The 22,077-nt window shown below is 62.3% G+C and carries 18 protein-coding genes; 15 read left to right on the top strand and 3 right to left on the bottom strand.

The window, feature by feature from the left end:
* Positions 1-4: 4 nt before the first annotated feature.
* The 13 genes from QWJ46_RS25085 (at position 5) to QWJ46_RS25025 (ending at position 11,542) form a co-directional block, all read left to right on the top strand.
* A complete protein-coding gene (locus QWJ46_RS25085) occupies positions 5-1,111 on the top strand; it encodes a carbon-phosphorus lyase complex subunit PhnI (protein ID WP_302754467.1) in 1,107 nt (368 codons plus the stop codon).
* Positions 1,108-1,983, top strand: a complete 876-nt coding sequence (locus QWJ46_RS25080) for an alpha-D-ribose 1-methylphosphonate 5-phosphate C-P-lyase PhnJ (RefSeq protein WP_302754466.1) — start codon at positions 1,108-1,110, stop codon at positions 1,981-1,983. Before QWJ46_RS25085 ends, QWJ46_RS25080 begins: the two co-directional genes overlap by 4 nt.
* A complete protein-coding gene (gene phnK, locus QWJ46_RS25075) occupies positions 1,980-2,756 on the top strand; it encodes a phosphonate C-P lyase system protein PhnK (protein ID WP_302754464.1) in 777 nt (258 codons plus the stop codon). The genes QWJ46_RS25080 and phnK overlap by 4 nt, the downstream gene beginning before the upstream one ends.
* A 24-nt stretch (positions 2,757-2,780) precedes the next feature.
* Entirely contained in the window at positions 2,781-3,488 is a 708-nt protein-coding gene (gene phnL, locus QWJ46_RS25070) for a phosphonate C-P lyase system protein PhnL (protein ID WP_302754462.1), read from the top strand.
* The gene (locus QWJ46_RS25065; RefSeq protein ID WP_302754460.1) at positions 3,485-4,102 is read left to right on the top strand and encodes a DapH/DapD/GlmU-related protein; all 618 of its coding nucleotides are present in this window, start codon (positions 3,485-3,487) and stop codon (positions 4,100-4,102) included. The genes phnL and QWJ46_RS25065 overlap by 4 nt, the downstream gene beginning before the upstream one ends.
* A 118-nt stretch (positions 4,103-4,220) precedes the next feature.
* Positions 4,221-5,066, top strand: coding sequence for a phosphonate ABC transporter ATP-binding protein (phnC, locus tag QWJ46_RS25060; RefSeq protein WP_302754662.1), 846 nt, complete (start codon positions 4,221-4,223; stop codon positions 5,064-5,066).
* 87 nt (positions 5,067-5,153) lie between these two features.
* Positions 5,154-6,059, top strand: a complete 906-nt coding sequence (phnD, locus tag QWJ46_RS25055; protein ID WP_064800255.1) for a phosphonate ABC transporter substrate-binding protein — start codon at positions 5,154-5,156, stop codon at positions 6,057-6,059.
* Between the two features lie 64 nt (positions 6,060-6,123).
* A complete protein-coding gene (gene phnE / locus QWJ46_RS25050; RefSeq protein WP_302754458.1) occupies positions 6,124-7,083 on the top strand; it encodes a phosphonate ABC transporter, permease protein PhnE in 960 nt (319 codons plus the stop codon).
* A 7-nt stretch (positions 7,084-7,090) separates the two neighbouring features.
* Positions 7,091-8,434 (top strand): phosphonate ABC transporter, permease protein PhnE, encoded by a 1,344-nt coding sequence (gene phnE, locus QWJ46_RS25045; protein ID WP_302754457.1) that lies wholly within the window; start codon positions 7,091-7,093, stop codon positions 8,432-8,434.
* Positions 8,435-8,575: 141 nt separating this feature from the next.
* Complete coding sequence (locus QWJ46_RS25040) at positions 8,576-9,271, top strand: DUF1045 domain-containing protein (RefSeq protein ID WP_302754456.1); 696 nt, start codon at positions 8,576-8,578, stop codon at positions 9,269-9,271.
* Between the two features lie 13 nt (positions 9,272-9,284).
* On the top strand, positions 9,285-10,424 hold the full coding sequence (locus QWJ46_RS25035) for an alpha-D-ribose 1-methylphosphonate 5-triphosphate diphosphatase (RefSeq protein WP_302754455.1): 1,140 nt from the start codon (positions 9,285-9,287) through the stop codon (positions 10,422-10,424).
* On the top strand, positions 10,421-11,026 hold the full coding sequence (gene phnN / locus QWJ46_RS25030) for a phosphonate metabolism protein/1,5-bisphosphokinase (PRPP-forming) PhnN (RefSeq protein WP_184458661.1): 606 nt from the start codon (positions 10,421-10,423) through the stop codon (positions 11,024-11,026). Before QWJ46_RS25035 ends, phnN begins: the two co-directional genes overlap by 4 nt.
* Before the next feature lie 9 nt (positions 11,027-11,035).
* The gene (locus QWJ46_RS25025) at positions 11,036-11,542 is read left to right on the top strand and encodes a GrpB family protein (protein WP_302754453.1); all 507 of its coding nucleotides are present in this window, start codon (positions 11,036-11,038) and stop codon (positions 11,540-11,542) included.
* 35 nt (positions 11,543-11,577) lie between these two features.
* Here the strand turns inward: QWJ46_RS25025 and QWJ46_RS25020 are convergent, their stop codons facing one another.
* Positions 11,578-13,944, bottom strand: a complete 2,367-nt coding sequence (locus tag QWJ46_RS25020; protein ID WP_302754451.1) for a DNA translocase FtsK — start codon at positions 13,942-13,944, stop codon at positions 11,578-11,580.
* Positions 13,945-14,114: 170 nt separating this feature from the next.
* Complete coding sequence (gene polA, locus QWJ46_RS25015; protein WP_302754449.1) at positions 14,115-17,114, bottom strand: DNA polymerase I; 3,000 nt, start codon at positions 17,112-17,114, stop codon at positions 14,115-14,117.
* A 411-nt stretch (positions 17,115-17,525) separates the two neighbouring features.
* Between polA and QWJ46_RS25010 the strand changes: the two genes are divergently transcribed.
* Positions 17,526-17,942, top strand: a complete 417-nt coding sequence (locus QWJ46_RS25010; protein ID WP_302754447.1) for a MarR family winged helix-turn-helix transcriptional regulator — start codon at positions 17,526-17,528, stop codon at positions 17,940-17,942.
* 6 nt (positions 17,943-17,948) lie between these two features.
* Here QWJ46_RS25010 and QWJ46_RS25005 read toward each other — a convergent pair whose 3' ends face one another.
* The gene (locus tag QWJ46_RS25005; protein ID WP_302754445.1) at positions 17,949-20,333 is read right to left on the bottom strand and encodes an EAL domain-containing protein; all 2,385 of its coding nucleotides are present in this window, start codon (positions 20,331-20,333) and stop codon (positions 17,949-17,951) included.
* A 210-nt stretch (positions 20,334-20,543) separates the two neighbouring features.
* On the opposite strand from QWJ46_RS25005, the gene QWJ46_RS25000 reads away from it, so the two are divergent.
* Positions 20,544-21,932 carry a dipeptidase gene (locus QWJ46_RS25000; protein WP_302754443.1) on the top strand — a complete coding sequence of 463 codons (1,389 nt, stop codon included), beginning with the start codon at positions 20,544-20,546 and terminating at the stop codon, positions 21,930-21,932.
* Positions 21,933-22,077 lie beyond the last annotated feature (145 nt).

Below are 22,077 nucleotides of genomic sequence, written 5' to 3'. Positions count from 1 at the left end.
GCTCATGTATGTTGCCGTCAAAGGTGGCGAGGCCGCCATCGCCAATGCCCACCGGCTGCTCGCCGACCGCCGCCGCGGCGACCGTTCGCTGCCGGCGATCGGCATCGACCAGATCGTGGCGCAGCTGGCGCTCGCCGTCGACCGTGTCATGGCCGAAGCCTCACTTTTCGACCGAACGCTCGCAGCACTCGCTGTGCGCCAGTCGCGCGGCGACATGATCGAGGCGATCTTCCTGCTGCGCGCCTATCGCACGACGCTGCCGCGTTTCGGTTATTCCAAGCCGCTCGATACGGCAGATATGACGATCGAACGCCGAATCTCGGCAACTTACAAGGATCTGCCGGGCGGCCAGCTGCTCGGGCCTACCTTCGACTATACCCACCGGCTGCTCGACCCCTCGCTGCTGTCCGACGAGGCGGTCGAGGCGCCGGCCCAGCGTCCGGCCGAGACCGGCCGGGTCATGCGCGTCTCCGAAATCCTCGGCGAGGAGGGCCTGATCGAGGCCGACGGCGACATGCCCGAAGATCACGAGATCGGCGATCTGACCCGCGAGCCGATGGAATTCCCGATGACCCGCGATCTGCGCCTGCAGGCGCTCGCCCGCGGCGATGAAGGCTTCCTGCTGGCGCTCGGTTATTCCACGCAGCGCGGCTATGGCCGCAATCACCCCTTCACCGGTGAGATCCGCATCGGCGAAGTCGAGGTGGAATTCGACGTGCCGGAGCTCGGTTTCGCCGTCTCGCTCGGCACGATCCAGATCACCGAATGCCAGATGGTCAACCAGTTCAAGGGTTCGGCCAAGGCGCCGCCGCAATTCACCCGCGGCTACGGCCTGGTCTTCGGCCAGAGCGAGCGCAAGGCAATGGCGATGTCGCTTGTTGATCGGGCGCTGCGCGCGGAAGAACTCGGCGAGGACATCACCGCGCCGGCCCAGGACGAGGAATTCGTCATTTCCCATTCCGACAATGTCCAGGCGACCGGTTTCGTCGAGCACCTGAAGCTGCCGCATTATGTGGATTTCCAGGCGGAACTCGATCTCGTCCGCCGCATGCGCCGCGAATTCGAAGCCGCCCGCAATGCCGGCGAAGACATGAAGGAAGCCGCCGAATGAGCGATCTCGCCAGCTATAACTTCGCCTATCTCGACGAACAGACCAAGCGGATGATCCGCCGCGCCATCCTAAAGGCCATCGCCATTCCCGGCTATCAGGTGCCCTTCGCCAGCAGAGAAATGCCGATGCCCTATGGCTGGGGCACCGGCGGCGTGCAGGTGACGGCCTCGATCATCGGGCCCGATGACGTGCTGAAGGTCATCGACCAGGGCGCCGACGACACGACCAACGCCGTTTCCATCCGCGCCTTCTTCCAGAAGGTCGCCAATGTGGCGGTCACGACGCATACGAGCGATGCAACGATCATCCAGACGCGCCACCGCATTCCGGAGGAAAAACTCGGGCCCGGCCAGGTGCTCGTCTATCAGGTGCCGATCCCCGAGCCGCTGCGTTTCCTCGAACCGCGCGAGACCGAGACGCGCAAAATGCATGCGCTCGAGGAATATGGCCTCATGCATGTGAAGCTCTACGAGGATATCGCCCGCAACGGCCGCATCGCCACGACCTATGCCTATCCGGTCAAGGTGCATGGGCGCTATGTCATGGACCCGTCGCCGACGCCGAAGTTCGATAATCCGAAGATGCACAGATCGGAGGCGCTGCAGCTTTTCGGCGCCGGCCGCGAAAAGCGCATCTATGCCGTACCGCCCTATACCGATGTCGTCAGCCTGGACTTTGAAGACCATCCCTTCGAGATCCAGCGCTTCGACAGGCCCTGCGCGCTTTGTGGCGCAGAGGATGTCTACCTCGATGAGGTCATCCTCGACGACAAGGGCGGCCGCATGTTCGTCTGCTCCGACACCGACCATTGCGAAAACCGCCGGGCCCAGGGGCACGCCGGCGAAATGCTGTCCCGGGAGGCTGCAGAATGACCGATATACCGCTTCTCAAGGTCAACGACCTCTCGAAGTTCTACGGCAAGCGCATCGGCTGCCGGAACGTCTCCTTCGAGCTCTGGCCCGGCGAGGTGCTGGCCATCGTCGGCGAATCCGGTTCGGGCAAGACGACACTGCTCAACTGCATCTCCACCCGGCTGATGCCGACGACCGGCAGCGTCGAATACCATATGCGCGACGGCGGCTACCGCGACCTCTATCATATGAACGAGGCCGAACGTCGCTTCCTAATGCGCACCGACTGGGGCTTCGTGCACCAGAACCCGGCCGACGGGCTGCGCATGACCGTGTCGGCCGGCGCCAATGTCGGCGAACGGCTGATGGCGATAGGCGACCGGCACTACGGCAAGATCCGCTCCACCGCCATCAACTGGCTCGAACGCGTCGAGATCGATGTCGATCGCATCGACGATCAGCCGCGCGCCTTTTCCGGCGGCATGCGCCAGCGCCTGCAGATCGCCCGCAATCTCGTCACCGGCCCGCGTCTGGTCTTCATGGACGAGCCGACTGGCGGCCTCGATGTTTCGGTGCAGGCGCGACTGCTCGATCTGGTGCGCGGCCTCGTCAACGACCTTGGCCTCTCGGCGATCATCGTCACCCACGATCTTGCCGTCGCCCGTCTGCTGTCGCACCGGATGATGGTGATGAAGGACGGCGTCGTCATCGAACAGGGCCTCACCGACCGCGTACTCGACGATCCCCGAGAGCCTTACACGCAGCTGCTCGTCTCCTCGATCCTGCAGGTCTGAGCTAGAAACCAGGAAAACCAAATCATGCCAACGCCCCTCGTCGTTTCCGAAGTCTCGAAGAGCTTCACCATGCACCTGCGCGACGGCATCAGGCTGCCCGTCGTCTCCGATGTCGCCTTCTCGGTCTCGTCGGGCGAATGTGTCGTGCTCGGCGGCCCCTCCGGCATCGGCAAAAGCTCGCTGCTGAAGATGATCTACGGCAATTATGCCGTCGACACCGGCCAGATCCTCATCCGCCATGACGGGCGGATCGTCGATCTCGCCGCCGCCGATCCGCGCACCGTGCTCAAAGTTCGCCGCGATACGCTCGGTTATGTCAGCCAGTTCCTGCGCACCGTACCGCGCGTGGCGGCGATCGACGTGGTGGCCGAGCCGCTCGTGGCGCGCGGCGAAGAAGTCGTCGTTGCACGGGAAAAGGCAGGCGCCCTGCTTGCCAGGCTCAACCTGCCGGAGACGCTTTGGCAGCTTCCACCCGCCACCTTCTCCGGCGGCGAGCAGCAGCGCGTCAACATCGCCCGCGGCTTCATCACCGAGCATACGATCCTGCTTCTCGATGAACCCACAGCCTCGCTCGATGCGAAAAACCGCGCCGTCGTCGTCGGCATGATCGCGGAGAAGAAGAAGGCGGGCGTCGCCCTTCTCGGCATCTTCCACGACGAGGAAGTGCGCGAGGCGGTCGCCGACCGCATCCTCGACGTCCAGCAGTTCTCGCCTCGGAAGATCGCCGCATGAGCCGCCAGTTGGGCATCGAGCCCTATATCCACGAAACGGCCGATGTCAGCGGCTCCACTTTCGGGCGTTATACCGAGGTTTCCGAACGTTGCCGCATCAGCGAAGCCACCTTCGGCGACTATTCCTACATCATGCAGGACGGTTCCGTCTGGTGCGCGGCGATCGGCAAGTTCGTCAATATCGCCGCCGCCGTGCGCATCAACGCCACCAACCATCCGACCTGGCGGGCGACACTGCATCATTTTACCTATCGCGCCGCCGATTACTGGCCGGACGCCGACATGGAGACGGACTTCTTCGCCTGGCGGCGGGCAAATCGGGTGACGATCGGCCACGACGTTTGGATCGGCCATGGCGCGACCATCCTGCCCGGCGTCAACGTCGGCAACGGCGCCGTCATCGGTGCCGGCGCCGTCGTATCGAAGGACGTTGCGCCCTACACGATCGTCGGCGGTGTGCCGGCAAAGCTCATCCGCGAACGCTTCCCGAAAGAGATCGGCGAACGCATGGACAGGCTTGCCTGGTGGGACTGGCAGCACGAGCGGTTGCGCCTGGCCCTGCAGGATTTCCGCAACCTAAGCGCGCAAGATTTTCTCGCCCGCTACGAGGGCTAGACACCGCCTCCGCAGCGCGGAGATTTGTGACAGTTCTTACACAAATATGACATTTGAGGTTCATGAAGCGGGACTAATGCGATGCTGACCGAGGCCTGGAGTGCAAGGGAAGAGCATGATGTTCGAGCTGAAGGATGTCACCCGCCGTTTCGGAAACAAGCTCGCCGTCGATGCCGTGACGCTCACCATTCCTCAAGGCGAGATGGTCGGCATCATCGGCCGCTCCGGAGCCGGCAAGTCGACGCTGCTGCGTATGATCAACCGCCTGCAGGAGCCGAGCGCTGGCTCCATCCATTTCGCCGGCGTCGAGGTCTCCGGGCTTCGCGGCCGGGCATTGCGCAATTGGCAGCGCGACTGTGCGATGATCTTCCAGCAGTTCAATCTGGTGCCGCGCCTTGATGTCCTGACCAATGTCATGCTCGGCCGCCTCAATCACCGCTCGACGCTTCTTAGCCTCCTCAACATCTTCACCCGGGAGGAACGCGTGCATGCGATTGTCGCGCTCGAACGCCTCGGCATCGAGCAGACGGCGCTGCAGCCGGCCGGCACGCTGTCCGGCGGCCAGCAGCAGCGCGTGGCGATCGCCCGCGCGCTGATGCAGAACCCGAAGATGGTCCTCGCCGACGAGCCGATCGCCTCGCTCGACCCGCTGAACGCCAAGATCGTCATGGATGCGCTGCGCGATATCAACGAGCGCGAGGGCATCACCGTCATCACCAATCTGCATACGCTCGACACCGCCCGCAACTATTGTGAGCGCATCGTCGGCATGGCCGGCGGCCGCGTCGTCTTCGACGGCAAGCCTTCGGAACTGACGGCCGAAGCAGTGAAGGAAATCTACGGAACGGACAAGGATGGCGCCGGCATCGACGAAACCATGACGTCGACGTCCATCAATATCGCTTCCGAGAGGGCAGACAATCAATCCGCCGGCGCTCAACCGCTGGCATTGGCCGGCCTCTGAGCGGGACGGCCGCGATCGAACGCCCGCGTCAAGGGCACATTTCTTCGTAACGGGAAGGCCGGAACACCGGTCGATAGGAGAGAACGCATGTTGAAGAAAGCACTCTTTGCAGCAACGGCGCTGTTCGCGCTCGCCGGCGCCGCCAATGCCGCAGATCTCAAGGAATTCCGCATCGGCATCCTTGGCGGCGAAAACGAAACCGACCGCCTGCGCAATTATGCCTGCCTCGCCGACCACCTGAAGCAGGAATTCGGCTTCGAAAAGGTCTCGCTGTTCCCGGCCGCCGATTATGACGGCGTTATCCAGGGCCTGCTCGGCGGCACGCTCGACTTCGCCGAACTCGGCGCTTCCGGCTACGCCTCCGTCTACCTCAAGGACCCGAAGGCCGTTACGCCGATCCTGACGACGCAGCAGAAGGACGGTTCGACGGGTTACCACTCGATCGGCCTCGCACTGAAGTCCTCCGGTATCAAGACCATCAAGGACGCCAAGGGCAAGAAGCTCGGCTACGCCGATCCGGACTCCACCTCCGGTTACCTCGTGCCGCTGACGCAGATCCCCAAGGACACCGGCATGCCGAACGACAAGTTCTTTGCCTCGACCCAGTTCAACGGCGGTCATGAAAACAACCTGCTTGCCGCCTATGACGGCAAGGTCGACGTTGCCGTCGACGACTCGTCGGGCATCGGCGATTTCAAGGACGGCTACACCTCCGGCACCTTCCGCAAGGAAGTCGACAAGGGCGCCGTGGACCCGAACAAGCTCGTTGAAGTCTGGCGTTCGCCGCTGATCCCGAACGGCCCGCTCGTCGTGCGCAACGCCCTCGGCGAAGAGTGGCAGACGAAGCTCGCAGCCTTCTTCACGGCCCTGCCGGAAAAGGATCACAAGTGCTTCTCGGCCGTCGAAGGCGGCGACTACAAGGGCTACGCCCCCGTCAAGCACGACTTCTACAATGCTGTCGTCGAAGTTCGCAAGGCGGCCATCGGCGGCTGATCGCCTTTTCAATGCGGGGCGGCCGGCAACGGCCGCCCTTTGTTTATTACCGCGCGGAGCGTCCATGACCATTGCCGATACACAGCCGCACATGCAGAGCACGCAGGAGATCGGCACCGCCTGGGATCGGATGATCGCCAGGCGCCGCTTCTACACCATTCTCGGCCTGGTTATCCTCATCGCGGCTTTCTTGAGCTCCGTCCGCTTTGCCGACGAGAGTAATGCCGGCCATTTCTTCGAACGCATGCCGCACCTCTTCGACTTCCTGAGCTGGCTCATTCCCAAGGATTGGAACGACGTCTGGCGCGCGCTTTTCGACATAGCGAGCGTCAACGACAAAGGCGGCGAGGAATTCAACTTCATCAAGGGCCGCGTCTATATCTGGGGCGCCTTCTACATTCCGGAATATTTCGAGCTGATGATCGTGACGATCAACGTGGCGCTGATTTCGACGATTATCGCCTTCATCTTTGCGGTTCCCTTGAGCTTCTTTGCCGCCCGCAACCTCACGAGTTCATGGCCGCTGCGCATCTTCACCAAGCGGCTGATGGAGTTCCTGCGCGCCTTCCCCGAAATCGTCATCGCCGGCTTGTTTTCGGCGATCCTGTCGATCGGGCCGGTCGCCGCCATCATCGCCATCACCCTGCACACGATCGGCGCGCTCGGCAAACTCTTCTACGAAGTCGCCGAAAACATCGACATGAAGCCGCATGAGGGGATGAAGGCCGTCGGCGCCAACTGGTGGGAGCGCGTGCGCTTCGCCGCCCTGCCGCAGGTGCTGCCGAATTTCGCCTCCTATGCCCTGCTACGCCTGGAGGTCAACGTGCGCGCCTCGACCATTATCGGCGCCGTCGGCGGCGGCGGCATCGGCGAGGAGCTGAAGCTTTCGATCTCACGCGGCTTCGGCGCCAAGACGATGGCGCTCGTGCTGCTGCTGTTCGTGACGATCTTCGCCGTCGACCAGTTCTCCGCATGGCTGCGCCGCCGTCTTGTCGGCGAGCATGCTTTCCTTCTGGAACATTGAGGCCGCCATGACGGTGATCGACGCAAATCGCATGCATGAGATCGAAGCGCGCTATCCGGACTGTTTCCACCGGTCGTTCCGCCAGCGTTTCGGCGGGCTGATGATTCTGATCGCGACACTGCTGTACGGCCTTTACGCCGTCTGGTTCTTTGACCTGCCCAAGCTTCTTGCCGAAGCCCACTGGGAGCGCGTCGGCATCTATCTCAGCCAATGGGTGAGCTACGATGTGCAGCCGGACTTCCGCATCCAGGATGACGGCTCGATCGAGGTGCGTTATCCCCGCTTCTCCCCGCTCGGCGACAATCCGGATCCGGACTGGGTGGTCAACAATCCCGACGGCAGCATCACCGTTTCCGTCAGCGGCACCAGTCGCAGCGTCACCGTTTCGAAGAGCGAAACGATCGTGACCGCGCACGGCGTCAGCGTCCCGGTCAACGTTTCGAGCGGCGCGCCTGAGGTGGTCGGGCCGGTGCCGAGCTGGATGACTGTTTATGACGACAACGTGCTCGCAGATCTCGGCTTTGCCGGCGATGTCAGCATTTCCGTCGATCGCGTCAAGATTCGCAAACGCTTCCTCGGCTGGGCGAATTTCCTCTTCGACACGCAATCCTCCTTCTTCGACAAGCCGGTCGGCGAAGTCATCGGCCTCATTGTCTCCGGCCCGCGCATCAAGCCCGACCAGACCAACCTGTCGCTCGCCTTCGCGGATATCTGGAACAACAACGAATGGCAGCATGGCGACGTCTGGACCAAGCTTTTCCAGACGATCGTCATGGCCTTTCTCGGAACGCTGCTCGGCGCGCTTGCCGCCTTTCCGCTCGCCTTCCTGGCGGCGCGCAACATCACGCCGAACCGCCTCCTGAACCAGATCCTCAAGCGCTTCTTCGATTTCCTGCGCTCGGTCGACATGCTGATCTGGGCGCTGTTCCTGACTCGCGCCTTCGGCCCAGGGCCGCTTGCCGGCAGCGGCGCGATCTTCCTCACCGAGACCGGCACGCTCGGCAAGCTTTATTCCGAGGGGCTCGAGAACATCGACAACAAGCCGCGGGAAGGCATCAAATCGACCGGCGCCCAAACGGTGCTCGTCCACCGTTACGGCATCATGCCGCAGATCGTTCCCGTCATCGTCAGCCAGACGCTCTATCAATGGGAATCGAACGTGCGCGGCGCCACGATCATCGGCGCCGTCGGCGCGGGCGGCATCGGCCTTAAACTCTGGGAGGCGATGCGCACCAACGCCAACTGGGAAAACGTCGCCTATATGGTCATTCTAATCCTGATCGTGGTCTTCCTGTTCGACGCCGCTTCGAACGCGCTGCGCCACCGGCTGATGGGCACGAAGACGCACTGAGCACTCGATGAAGGGCGATGGCGGCTTAGCCGTCATCATCATTCTGTCACGGAAATCTTTTAGCCGGGAGCCTGCTTGCGGTTCGCCGCCAAATCACTGCACATTGCCCTCCCCGTTTCGACAATCCCCAGGAAAAAAGCCTTGCGCTACGCCCTCTATTTTTCGCCGCCGAATGATGATCCCCTGACCGGCGCGGCTTCGCGCTGGCTCGGTCGCGATGCTTTCACCGGCGAAACCTATCCTGCACCCGAACACGAGACGCTGAGTGCGGCAGAGCAGTTCGAGCTGACCGCCGACCCACGGCGCTATGGCTTTCATGCGACGATCAAGGCGCCGTTTTCGCTTGCCGCTTCAGTCACCGAAAGCGATCTCATGGCCTTTGCCGAGGAGCTTGCCGCGCGGACCCCGGCCTTCGAGATACCTCAGCTCGCCCTCGGTCAGCTCGGTCGATTTTTTGCCCTTGTTCCGGCTTCTCTTCATCAACCTCTTCAGGATTTCGCAGCGAAGGTGGTAAAGTCCTTCGAGCCGTTCCGCGCAACGCTGTCCGAGGCCGATATCGCGCGCCGCAATCCGGAAAGGCTCAGCGACAGCCAGCGCGCCAATCTGCAGCGCTGGGGCTATCCTTACGTCATGGAGGATTTCGGTTTCCACATGACGCTGAGCGGCCAGGTGCCCGCAGAGCGCGCCGAGGTGATGAGAGCAATCCTGGCGGAACGTTTTGCCGGTTTCACCGGCCGGCCGCTTTCGATCTCCGGGCTCGCCGTCTTCATCGAGGAGACGCGCGGCGCCCCGTTCAAAGTTCATTCCTGGCTGCCGCTTTCCGGCGCCAAAAGCTGAAAGACCCGACGATATGAGCAAAGAGACCGTCTTTTCCAACGCCCGCATCGTTCTCGAGGACGACATCTTTTCAGGATCGATCCTCATCCGCGACGGCAAGATCGCCGATATTTCTGAAGGTAATTCGGTAGCCGGCGAAGATTTCGAGGGCGACTACATCATTCCCGGCCTGGTCGAACTGCATACCGACCATCTCGAAGGCCATTATCAGCCGCGCCCCGGCATCCGCTGGCACAAGACGGCTGCCATCCAAGCGCATGATGCCCAGATCGTCACATCGGGCATCACGACGGTCTTCGACTGCCTGCGCATGGGCGCGGACGAGGACGGCGGTTTCGAACATGGCGAGATGCGCGAGATGGCCGACGCCATCCAATCGGCGGAGAAGGAAGGCCGGCTGCGCGCCGAGCACCTCATCCATCTTCGCTGCGAGGTTTCGGCCGACAACGTACTCGAACATTTCGCCGATTTCGAAAAGGATCCGCACGTGCGGCTCGTCTCGCTGATGGATCACGCGCCCGGCCAGCGGCAGTTTCAGACGATGGATCAATATATCTTCTACTACCAGAAGAAGCGGGGCCTGAGCGACGAGGCCTTCGCCCGTTTCGTTGCCAAGCGCCAGGCGGAATCGGCGCGCAATTCAACCCCGCATCGCAATGCCATCGCCAAGGTCTGCGCCGAGCGCGGCATCACGGTCGCAAGCCATGACGACGCCACGCTCTCCCATGTCGACGAGGCAATCGACAATGGCGTGCGGCTTGCCGAGTTTCCGACCAGCTTCGATGCCGCCCGGGCATCGCACGAGCACGGCATGAGCGTGCTGATGGGCGCGCCGAACATCGTGCGCGGCAAATCCCACTCCGGCAACATCGCCGCCCGTGATCTCGCCGAAATGGGCGTGCTCGACGTGCTGTCCTCCGACTACGTGCCGCTCAGCCTGCTGCATGCTCCTTTCATTCTCGCCGACGAGGTGGAGAGCATCACCCTTCCGAAAGCGATCGCGATGGTGACGTCGACGCCTGCCCGCACCGTCAGCCTCGACGATCGCGGCCGGATCGCGACCGGGCTGCGGGCCGATCTCGTCCGTGTCCACCGCTCGCACGGCGTGCCGGTCACACGCTCCGTCTGGCGCCAGGGACGCCGTGTCGCATGACCCCGCACGAACCCCATGCTGCAGCCGGAGCCGAACGCGGCATCATGGTCGTCGTCGTCGGGCCGAGCGGCGCCGGCAAGGACACGCTGATGAACCTCGCTGCACGGCGTTTTTCCGGCCGCGACAACGTGCATTTCGCCCGCCGCGTCATCACCCGCCACCGTAATGCCGGCGGCGAGGATCATCTTTCCGTCTCCCTCGAAGGCTTTGCCGCCATGGAGCAGTCAGGCTCCTTCGCGGTCTGGTGGGAAGCGCATGGCCTGAGATACGGCATTCCGGCCGAAGTGTCGGTGGCGCTGTCGAGAGGCCATGTCGTCGTGGCCAACGGCTCGCGCTCGGCGCTTCACCGCTTCCAGGCCGCTTTCCCGCGGCTGAAGGTCATCAATGTCACGGCCAGCCCCGACGTGCTCGCCAGCCGGCTGGAAGCGCGCGGCCGCGAGACACATGAGGACATCATGGCCAGGCTCGCCCGCGGCCCGCTGACCGTGCGTGGCGACTATGACGTGACGGAGCTCGACAATAGCGGCTCGCTCGAAGAGGCCGAGCAAAAGATGATCGCGATCCTGGACGGATTGCTGGCCGAAGTGAATTCGACACAGTAGAGAGGCAGGATGCGCGCCATCAAAGTCGTCGATTACGACCCCTCCTGGCCGCTGCTCTTTGCCGAAATCAGCGTCGAAGTCTCCATCCTGCTCGGTGATCTCGTGCTGTCCATCGACCATATCGGCGGCACATCGGTGCCCGGCCTTGCGGCCAAGCCGAAGATCGACCTCGATGTCGTCGCGATATCCGATGAAGCGCTACCGCCAGCAATCGAATTGGTACGCGCCGCCCACTTCATCTTTCACGGCGACCCTCATGGAGACGGCCGCTGGGTCTTTACCCGGAATCGCGAGTGTTATGGTTTCAGACTCTATCTTTGCGGTCCCGACAATCGCGCGCATCAAGAACGCATCCTGTTTCGCGATTATCTCAGAGACCATCCCGACAGGGCCAAAGCCTATGCCGACTTGAAACGCCGGCTGGCCGCGGAGGCAGACGGCGATTGGGATTTCTATACCGGCGGAAAATCAGCCTTCGTCAATGAAACGGTGGGGTTGACTACGTTGAGAAGATGAGACCGAAGGGCGTTGCGCACTTCGGTTATCGTCAATCAATCGCCGTCGCTCCGCCCGGAAACGATCTCGCGCTTGCCGACATGATTTGCCGGACCGACAAGACCTTCCTTCTCCATGCGCTCGACCAGTGAAGCAGCGCGGTTATAGCCGATGCCGAGGCGGCGCTGGATATAGGAGGTCGAGCACTTCTTGTCGCGCATGACGACCTTGACCGCCTGCTCGTAAAGCTCGTTGCCATCCTCTGAGGCCATGGCGCTCTTGTCGAAAACGGCGCCGGCGTCTTCCTCTTCCGGCTCTTCCTCCTCGTCGGCCGTCACGGTGTCGAGATATTCAGGGCGTCCCTGCGTCTTCAGGTGCGCAACGACTTTCTCCACTTCGGCATCGGAGACGAAGGGACCGTGGACGCGGGCGATGCGTCCGCCGCCCTGCATATGCAGCATGTCGCCCTGGCCGAGCAACTGTTCGGCCCCCTGCTCGCCGAGGATGGTGCGGCTGTCGATCTTCGAGGTGACCTGGAAGGAAATGCGGGTCGGGAAATTCGCCTTGATCGTGCCGGTGATGACATCGACCGACGGACGCTGGGTCGCCATGATCAGGTGAATACCCGCGGCACGCGCCATCTGCGCCAGACGCTGGATCGCACCCTCGATCTCTTTGCCGGCGACCATCATCAGATCGGCCATTTCGTCGACGATGACGACGATATAAGGCATCGGCGCGAGATCCAGCTCCTGCTGCTCTTCGATCGGCGCACCGGTTCCCTTGTCGAAGCCGGTCTGGACCATGATGTGGATGGTCTCGCCCTTTTCGCGCGCCTGGGAGACGCGGCCATTGTAACCGTCGATGTTGCGCACGCCGAGGCGCGACATCTTGCGATAACGCTCCTCCATCTCGCGCACAGCCCATTTCAGCGCCATGACCGCCTTCTTGGGATCGGTGACGACGGGTGTCAGCAGATGCGGAATGCCGTCATAGACGGAGAGTTCGAGCATCTTCGGGTCAACCATGATCAGCCGGCACTGTTCCGGCGTCATACGGTAGAGCAGCGACAGGATCATCGTATTGATGGCGACCGATTTGCCCGAGCCGGTGGTGCCGGCGACGAGCAGGTGCGGCATCTTTGCGAGCTCGGCGATGACAGGCTCACCGCCGATCGTCTTGCCGAGGCCGAGCGCCAGCTTATAGCCGCTCTTGTCGAAATCCTGGCTCTCGATCATCTCGCGGAAATAGACGGTTTCGCGGGTGACGTTCGGCAGCTCGATGCCGATGACGTTGCGGCCGGGAACGACGGCGACGCGGGCCGACAGCGCCGACATCGAGCGGGCGATATCATCGGCCAGGCCAATGACGCGCGACGACTTCACGCCGGGCGCCGGCTCGAATTCATAAAGGGTGACGACGGGGCCGGGGCGGACATGAATGATCTCGCCCTTGATGCCGAAATCCTCAAGCACGCTTTCCAGAAGACCGGCATTCTGCTCCAGCGTCTCCTGCGACATGATCTCGCCGAGACGTTCAGGCGGCTCCTGCAAAAGAGCGCGCGGCGGGAATTCATAACCTGATGCATCGATCTTTTCAGGCCTCGCCGCAAGGCGCGGCGACGGCAGGACCGCGGCGACGGGGGGCGTAGTCCGAGGCACGGGGGCGGCCTGAGGCACGAGGGCAGTCTGAGACACCGGGGCGGCCTGAGGCACCGGCGTGACCTGAGGCATCGGCGCAGTCTGGGGCGCGACCTGCTGCGCCGGCGTAATCGCCGCCTCGCGGGTCCGCACGGGCCTTTCCAGGGAAATCACCGCCGGCAGGCGCGAAGCTACCGGCGCGGGCGTTGCAGCCGGTGGCTGGACCGGTCGGGATGCCGCCTGAGCGGGCTTCAGCGCGCCCGGACGCCATTCCATGACGCGAAACAGCGAGGTGATCGATTCGGGCGCGGTCTCGATCTTCGGAAGAATGATCGAGGGCACGCGCACCGGTTCGCCCTCCTCGAAGGCCATGACTTCCCAGAAGGCAAAATCGGAAATCGAAGACAGTTCGGAAGCGACGCGCAGGGTGGGAGCCTCCACCGCGGCCGCCGGCGGCTGCAGCGTCTCGATCTCAGCCTGCACTACGGCAGGTTCAGCGGGCTCTGGCAGGTAGATATCGAAGGGCACGTCGACCGCGACCGGTTCTATCCGTATCGCCTGCTGTTCCGCTTCCGGTTCACTGCGAACGGGCTCGTTCGACGGGCGGCGGCGGCTGATCAGCGTTTCGGGCGTGCGGGTGAAGCGAACATTCGGCGCGAGCGAGAAGTTGCTCTGCCAGATCGGCGCCGGCGGCCTCTCGCCTGGATTTTCTTCCGGAAGCTCCGTTTCAATGCCGCTGGAAAAATCTGCGGCATCCGTCAAATTGGTTCTGGGAAAACGCATGCGTCCGCTACTCACTCATGCCTAACAAATTACGACCCTACCGGGATAGAAAAGGAAGGTTAATAAGTTCCTTCCAGCCGTATCGTTCCGATACGGCCTGGGGAGGTACATGGTCGTGATTTCAGTGAGTTAGGAGAAACGGAAAAATCTTTTTCGTTTTGGGGAGGCGGTTAATGCGCCTCGTCCCAATTGGTGGCGGCGCGGGCATCGACCTTGAGCGGCACGCGCATTTCGAGCGCCGGCATCGTGGCGTTTTCCATGACCGAGACGATGATCGGCATCGCCTTTTCGACATCCTCGTCCTCGACCTCGAAAATCAGCTCGTCATGCACCTGCAGCAGCATGCGCACACGCTCTGCAAGACCGGCTTCGGCGAGCGCCGGCTCCATCTTGATCATCGCTCGGCGGATGACGTCGGCAGCCGAACCCTGGATCGGCGCGTTGATCGCCGCACGCTCGTTGAAGGCCCGCACAGACGGATTGGACGAGCGGATTTCGGGATAGTTGATTCGCCGGCCGAAGATCGTCTCGACATAACCCTTGTCGCGCGCCATCGCCTTGCGGCTCTCCATATAATCGCGAATGCCGGGAAAACGCTCGAAATACTTCTTGATGTAATCGCCGGCTTCCGAGCGCTCGATCGACAGCTGGTTGGCGAGGCCGAAGGCGGAGATGCCGTAGATGATGCCGAAATTGATCGCCTTGGCGCGGCGGCGCACTTCGCCCGGCATGCCTTCGACCGGCACGCCGAACATTTCCGACGCGGTCATGGCGTGAATGTCGACGCCATCCTCGAAGGCTTTGGTCAGCTGCGGGATCTCGGCCACATGGGCAAGCACCCGCAGTTCGATCTGGCTGTAGTCGGCGGAGATCAGCTTGTGACCCGGCGTCGAGATGAAAGCGGTGCGGATCTTGCGGCCTTCTGCGGTGCGCACTGGAATGTTCTGCAGGTTCGGTTCGGACGAGGACAGGCGCCCTGTGGTCGTCGAAGCCAGCGAATAGGAGGTATGGACCCGCCTGGTCTCCGGATGGACATAGCCCGGAAGCGCGTCGGTATAGGTGGATTTCAGCTTGGTGAGCTGGCGCCAATCGACGATCTTGCGCGGGAGCTCGAAACCGGCGGCGGCGAGATCCTCGAGCACCGAGGCGGAGGTCGACCATTGTCCGGTCTTCGTCTTGCTGCCGCCGGCAAGGCCCATCTTGCCGAACAGGATATCGCCCAGCTGCTTCGGCGAACCGATATTGAAACGCTCGCCGGCGAGCTGGTAGATCTCGTCTTCCAGACGCGCCGCCCCCTGCGCCAGTTCGCCGGACAGCCGCGACAGGATCTGCCGATCGACGGTGATGCCGCGCGCTTCCATATGCGCCAGCACCGGCAGCAGCGGCCGCTCCAGCCGCTCGTAAACGCTGGTCAGCCCCACCGCCGCCAGCCGCGGCTTCAGCACCAGCCAAAGGCGCAGCGTCACGTCGGCGTCTTCGGCGGCGTAATGGGTGGCGCGGTCGATATCGACCAGGTCGAAGGTGACGTTCGCCTTGCCGCTGCCGGCCACGTCCTTGTACGGAATCGGCGTATGGCCGAGGAATTTTTCCGAGAGCGGGTCCATGCCGTGAGCGCCGGTGCCGGCGTCGAGCACGTAGGAGATCAGCATCGTGTCGTCGAAACTCTTCGTTTCGATGCCGTAACGCTTCATCAAGAGGTAGTCGTATTTCAGGTTCTGGGCGACCTTGAGGACCGATTCATCCTCTAGCAATGCCTTCAGCCGCGACAAGGCGTCACCCATGGGAATCTGGTTTTCCGCAAGGCCGCCGCCGAGCAGATCGCCGACGCCGTTCTTGTGGGCGAGCGGCACATAGGCGGCGCGAATCTTCGTGCCGGTGGGATCGCTGACATTGTCGGCGATCGCCATCGCAAAGCCGACCAGCTCGGCCTGCATCGCATCCAGCGACGTCGTCTCGGTATCGAAAGCCACAAGGCCGGTGTCGCGCGCATCGGCGATCCATCTGTCGAGCGTCGCCAGATCGCGGATCGTCTCGTAGTTCGAATGATCGAAGGGCAGCGTCGCAAATGCCTCGGCCCGCGCTTTGGCGAGATCGGCCGGCGAAAAAGCGCCTTCGACGCCGCTCTTTGCCTTCGCGCGCGGCGGCACGGGCACCGATTCGCCCGATACGTCCGGAATGCCGCCGGCAACAGGTTCCGGCTCGGCCGCGTCGAGATCGGGACCATGGGCCGCCTTGCCCCACTCGATAGGGACGACCGCCGGTTCGATGGTGCTCGCATCGCAATCGCAGACTTCGGCGACGCGTCGGGTCAGCGACGTGAATTCCATCGTCTTCAGGAAGCCGATGAGCTTCGGGCCGTTCTGCGCTTCCAGCACCAGCGCGTCGAGATCGAGATCAAGCGGCACGTCGGTGCGCAGCCGCACGAGTTCGCGCGAAAGCCGCGCCATCTCGATATTGGCAAGGATCGTCTCACGCCGCTTGACCTGCTTGATCTCGGTGGCGCGATCGAGCAGCGTGTCGAGATCGCCATATTCCTCAAGGAGCTGGGCAGCGGTTTTCGGGCCGATTCCCGGAATGCCGGGAACATTGTCGACGGAATCACCGGTCATCGCCTGCAGATCGATCATCTTTTCCGGCGGCACGCCCCATTTCTCGACAACGTCGGGAATGCCGATCTGCTTGTCCTTCATGCTGTCATACATATGGACATTGGAGGTGACGAGCTGCATCAGATCCTTATCGGAGGAAACGATAGTGACATCGGCGCCCGCGGCCTCGGCTTGGCGGGCGTAGGTGGCGATGATGTCGTCGGCCTCGAAGCCTTCGGTCTCGATGCAGGGCAGGTTGAAGGCGCGGGTCGCCTCTCTTATAAGGCCGAATTGCGGGATGAGCTCTTCCGGCGGGGCCGATCGGTTCGCCTTGTAGGCGTCGTAGAGATCCTTGCGGAATGTCTTAGCGGAATAGTCGAAAATGACGGCAAGATGGGTCGGCGTTACCCCGACATCGGTGTTGCGCGCATCCCTCAAGAGCTTCCACAGCATGTTGCAGAAACCGGAAACGGCGCCGACCGGCAGACCGTCGGTCTTGCGCGTCAGCGGCGGTAATGCGTGAAACGCCCGGAAGATGAAACCGGAACCGTCGACTAGGAAGAGATGATCGCCATTTTTCATGCGTGCATGGATAGCGCGGGCAGGAAACCAGGTCCATATAAAGTTCGGTGCGCCAAGAGCGGAAAGGATTTCCGCTCACCAAACTGTTACCGATTTGTAACGTACCGTGACCCTTGAAAAACCACATTCGTAGCCACAAATGCATGTCACCGGCGCTTGATCGCGTCGCGGGTCTGATTACCGGCTTGTCCCCCGCCGCATCAGGCTTGGACAAAGGCCTTATCCCCCTCTCCGGGCCTTTGTCCCCATTTTAAAGTCGCCATGGCCAACCTCCAGGTCATGGCGGCTTTTGTTTTTCCAGGCTCGCGCAGGTCTGATCGCGGCTTGCATTTTTTGCAGCATCCTCTGCGATTTGCTGCATTGTCTCCGGCACGGTTTTGAGCCTAACTTGCAATCATGGGATTTAACCGCATGGATTCGGGAGCTTACCTTGCCAGCCAGCTGGCGAAAGGTTTTGCCCGCTCGCTGCACCAGCGTGCGGTCGGACTTGGTTTCTCTCCCGGCCAGTTTCCCATCCTGCTGGAACTCTGGGCCGAGGATGGGCTGACCCAGAAACAGCTTCTCGACCGAGTCGCTATCGAACAGGCAACCATGGCCAATACGCTTTCGCGCATGGCCCGTGACGGATTGATCGAACGCCGACCGCATCCGTCCGACAAGCGGGCGCAGCTGATTTTCCTGACGCCGAAGGCGCGTGCAATGGAGGCTGAGGCGATCGAGACCGCGCGTGAGGCGGACCTCGCGCTGTTCAAAGGCTTTCGCGGATTCGAACGCGAGCTGACGCTCGAATATATCCGCCGGCTGCTGGAAAACGCCAAGACGCTCTGATCGAGATTATTCACCGGCAAGACGCGTAGATCGCCGCCACGGATGCGGCGACGCGTCAGCGTCGGCCGTCGAGGACAGAAGGCTTTTGGCGGCGAGCTTGATGCTCGGCTCGATATCCGGCTTGCCGAGCAAAAAGCCCTGCACCTGCGCGCAGCCTTCTTCGAGGACGATCTGGCGCTGCGTCTCGGTTTCGACGCCCTCCGTCACGACAGGCATGCCGAGGCTGTGGCCGAGACCGATGATTGCGCGCACGATCGAACGTGACGCCGCGTCATGTTCCAGCATGCCGGTGAAGCTGCGGTCGACCTTGATCTTGTCGAACGGGAAGGTTCGCAGGTTGGAAAGCGAGGAAAAACCGGTGCCGAAGTCGTCCATGACGATGTGAACACCGAGACTGCGCAGGCGCTGCAGCGTGGCCATCACCCGATCGCGGTCACGGATGAGAGCGGCCTCGGTGATTTCGATTTCCAGCCGGTCGGGCGCGAGCCCCGTTTCCTCGAGGATTGCCTCGATCCGCTCGCAAAGGTTCGGCAGCATGAACTGCACCGGCGAGACGTTGACGGCGATCGTCAGCGGATGCGGCCAGCGCGCAGCTTCTGCGCAGGCCTCGCGCAGCACCCATTCGCCGAGCTGGACGATCGATCCGCTTTCCTCGGCGATCGGAATAAAGACATCCGGCTCGCTGATGCCGTGCCCCGGCCGGTTCCAGCGCATCAAGGCCTCATAACCGCTGACCTCGCCGCTAAGTGCGCCGTAAATCGGCTGATAGCTGACATGGATCTGATTGCGGGTGATGGCGTGGCGCAGTTCGCTTTCGATCTGGCGGCGGGCTCGCGTGGCCTCGTCCATTTCCGCGTCGAAGAAACAGGCCTTGCCGCGGCCGCCGTGCTTGACCCGATAGAGTGCGATATCGGCATTGTTGCAGATCTCGTCCACATCACGTCCGTCGGCCGGATAAAGGGCGATGCCGAGGCTGACGCCGACGGCTGTGGGGTCGCGTGCCGTATCCATCTCGGCGGCGAATTCGTCGAGGATCGCGGCTGCGAGCTTCTGCGCGGCCGCCGGTTGCTGTCCGGCGGGCTGAATGATGGCAAATTCATCGCCACCGAGACGGGCGATCGTATCGCTTTCATCGGCGACGCGACGGAGGATGGAGGCAACCTTGCGGAGAATTCGGTCGCCCTCGGCATGGCCGAAAATATCGTTGACGCTCTTGAACCGATCGAGATCGATATAGAAGAGGGCCACCTTGCTGCTCTTTCGTTCGGCCATCTGCAGCGCCTGGCGGATGCGCGTATCGAACAACGACCGGTTTGGAAGATCGGTGAGAACATCGTGGTGGGCGAGATGTTCGATCATCTCCTCGGCCTGCCTGCGCTCCGTCAGATCGCGCACCGCCAGCACGTCACAATTGTGCCCGCGATAGACGATCCTGCTCGTATTGACTTCGACGGCGATCTCCTTGCCGCTGCTGGTGCTGAGCAAGGTCTCGCCGGGCCTGTTCTGCCCCTGGATGGCGGTCAAAGCAGCGGACGGCGCCTTGCCGATAAGATCGGCAAGCTTCCAGCCGGAAAGAGTTTGGAACCGTTCATTGGCATCGATGACCCTGCCTTCGCGCAGGATCAGCAACCCTTCCTGCGAGGCATTGGCGAGCCCTCTCAGATCCGTCAGATGGCTGTCGATAAAGACCACCGCGATAGCGGTCAGAATGAGAGCCGTCGCCGCTACCACCACGATCGCTGCCAGCAGGCTGGTATCGAGCACCATCGCCGGGACCTCTTTGCCGGGATCCGGCACCAGCGTGATACTTGCCATCGAAATGAAGTGGAGAGCGCAGATTGCAAGAACGAAGATGACGGACGAGGTGAGGAGCCGCCTCAGGCCCCTCCACTGGAAGAAGGCATCGAAGGCAGCGCTCGACAGCAGCGCCCCCGCCAGAACCGCACTCAGCGTCATGTAGGGATCGTAGACGATGACCGCCTGTGTCTCGATCGCCTGCATACCGGTCAGGTGCATCGAGGCGATGCCGAGCGCCATCAGGACGCCGCCGCGGATGCGCGAAAGCCTGCCGCGGCTCTCCGAAGCGACGACGATCGCCGCCCACGAACCGACAACCGACAGGAGGAAGGAAAGCGCCGTCAGCCCCAGTTGGTAGCTGATCGGCATGCCGCCGTCATAGGCCAGCATCGCGATGAAGTGCGTTGCCCATACGCCGGTGCCGAAGGCGAAAGCCGAGGCGCCGATCCAGAGCCTGCGGCGCCCGGCATCGCATCCTTGAGCGCGCGAAAGCGGCAGCATCGCTGCCATTGCGCCGATCAGACAAACCGCGGCGGCCGCGAGCACCAGCCGCCAATCGTGATCGTCCCGAATACATGTAATGACCGAAAACATCCGTCCCCCCGAACAGCTGAATTCTGTCAGACTATTTAGGTTGTACTAAATAACTGTAAATTGAATTAGCAGCTTCTTCTATATTATCCGGCAATCTTCTTGCACCCGATCTGGATATGGTCGCTTTCGCGCCGCCCATTTTGCTTTTCCGCCTCGCCTGCCTTCATCGTTTGGTCTATCGTCCGGCCAAATTTCAAAAAGGAGTCGAAAATGACGGATCTACAACAGGTGCTTGCGCGCGCCGATCAGAACCTTTCCTCAAGCCTCGAAAAGCTGTTCGAGCTTCTGCGCATCCAATCGATTTCCACCGATCCCGTCTATCGGACCGAATGCCGGAAGGCGGCCGAATGGCTGGTCGCCTATCTCGAAAGCCTCGGCTTTACCGCCTCGGTGCGTGACACACCGGGCCACCCGATGGTGGTCGCCCACCATGCCGGCGCTTCCGCCGACGCGCCCCATGTTCTTTTCTACGGTCATTACGACGTGCAGCCGGTCGACCCGGTCGAGCTCTGGGAAAACGATCCCTTCGAGCCATCGATCAAGGATGTCGGCGATGGCCGCAAGATCCTGACCGGGCGCGGCACCTCCGACGACAAGGGCCAGCTGATGACCTTCGTCGAAGCCTGCCGCGCCTATAAGGAGATCAATGGCGCACTTCCCTGCCGCATCACCATTCTGTTCGAGGGCGAGGAGGAATCGGGCTCACCGTCCTTGAAGCCTTTCCTCGAAGCCAACGCCGCCGAACTCAAGGCCGATTATGCGCTTGTCTGCGATACCGGCATGTGGGACCGCGATACGCCGGCAATCGCCGCGGCACTCCGCGGCCTCGTCGGCGAGGAGGTGGTCGTGACGGCCGCCGACCGCGACCTGCATTCGGGCCTTTTCGGCGGTGCTGCGGCCAATCCGATCCATATTCTCGTCGAGGCGCTTGCCGGCCTGCATGACGAGACCGGCCGCATCACGCTTGAGGGCTTTTACGACGGCGTCGAGGAAACGCCCGACAACATCAAGGCGTCATGGGATACGCTCGGCAAAACGGCGGAGAGCTTCCTCGGTGAAGTCGGCCTTTCCATTCCCTCCGGCGAAAAGGGCCGGTCGGTGCTGGAACTCACCTGGGCGCGGCCGACGGCCGAAATCAACGGCATCTGGGGCGGATATACCGGCGAAGGCTTCAAGACGGTCATCGCCGCAAAGGCCTCGGCCAAGGTTTCCTTCCGGCTCGTCGGCACCCAGGATCCGGCCGCCATCCGCGAGGCTTTCCGCAGCTATGTCAGGTCGAAAATTCCGGGCGACTGCTCGGTGGAATTCCATCCGCATGGCGGCTCGCCGGCGATTCATCTCTCCTATGATTCGCCTGTTCTGACCAAGGCGAAGACGGCGCTTTCCGACGAGTGGCCGAAACCTGCCATCGTCATCGGCATGGGCGGCTCGATCCCGATCGTCGGAGATTTCCAGAAGATGCTCGGCATGGAATCGCTGCTCGTCGGCTTCGGCCTCGCCGATGACCGTATCCATTCGCCGAACGAGAAGTACGAGCTTGTCTCCTACCATAAGGGCATCCGCTCCTGGGTGCGGATCCTTCAGGCGCTCGCCGGCTGAAGGGCAATGACGCGCCCTATCGGCGCCAAAACCAGAAATCGGCATAGGGGGCGATCGATGTGATCGCACCCCTGCCACACCACCCGGCATGCGGGTCCGCACCGGGCGGTTCGAGAGATTGAGGTTTACGCGAGTCTGGGCATTC

The sequence above is a fragment of the Rhizobium sp. CBN3 genome (assembly GCF_030518245.1).
Taxonomy (GTDB): Bacteria; Pseudomonadota; Alphaproteobacteria; order Rhizobiales; family Rhizobiaceae; genus Rhizobium; species Rhizobium aethiopicum_A.
The sequence above is the reverse complement of the archived record's forward strand: the minus strand, read 5'-3'. Positions and strand labels throughout refer to the sequence as shown.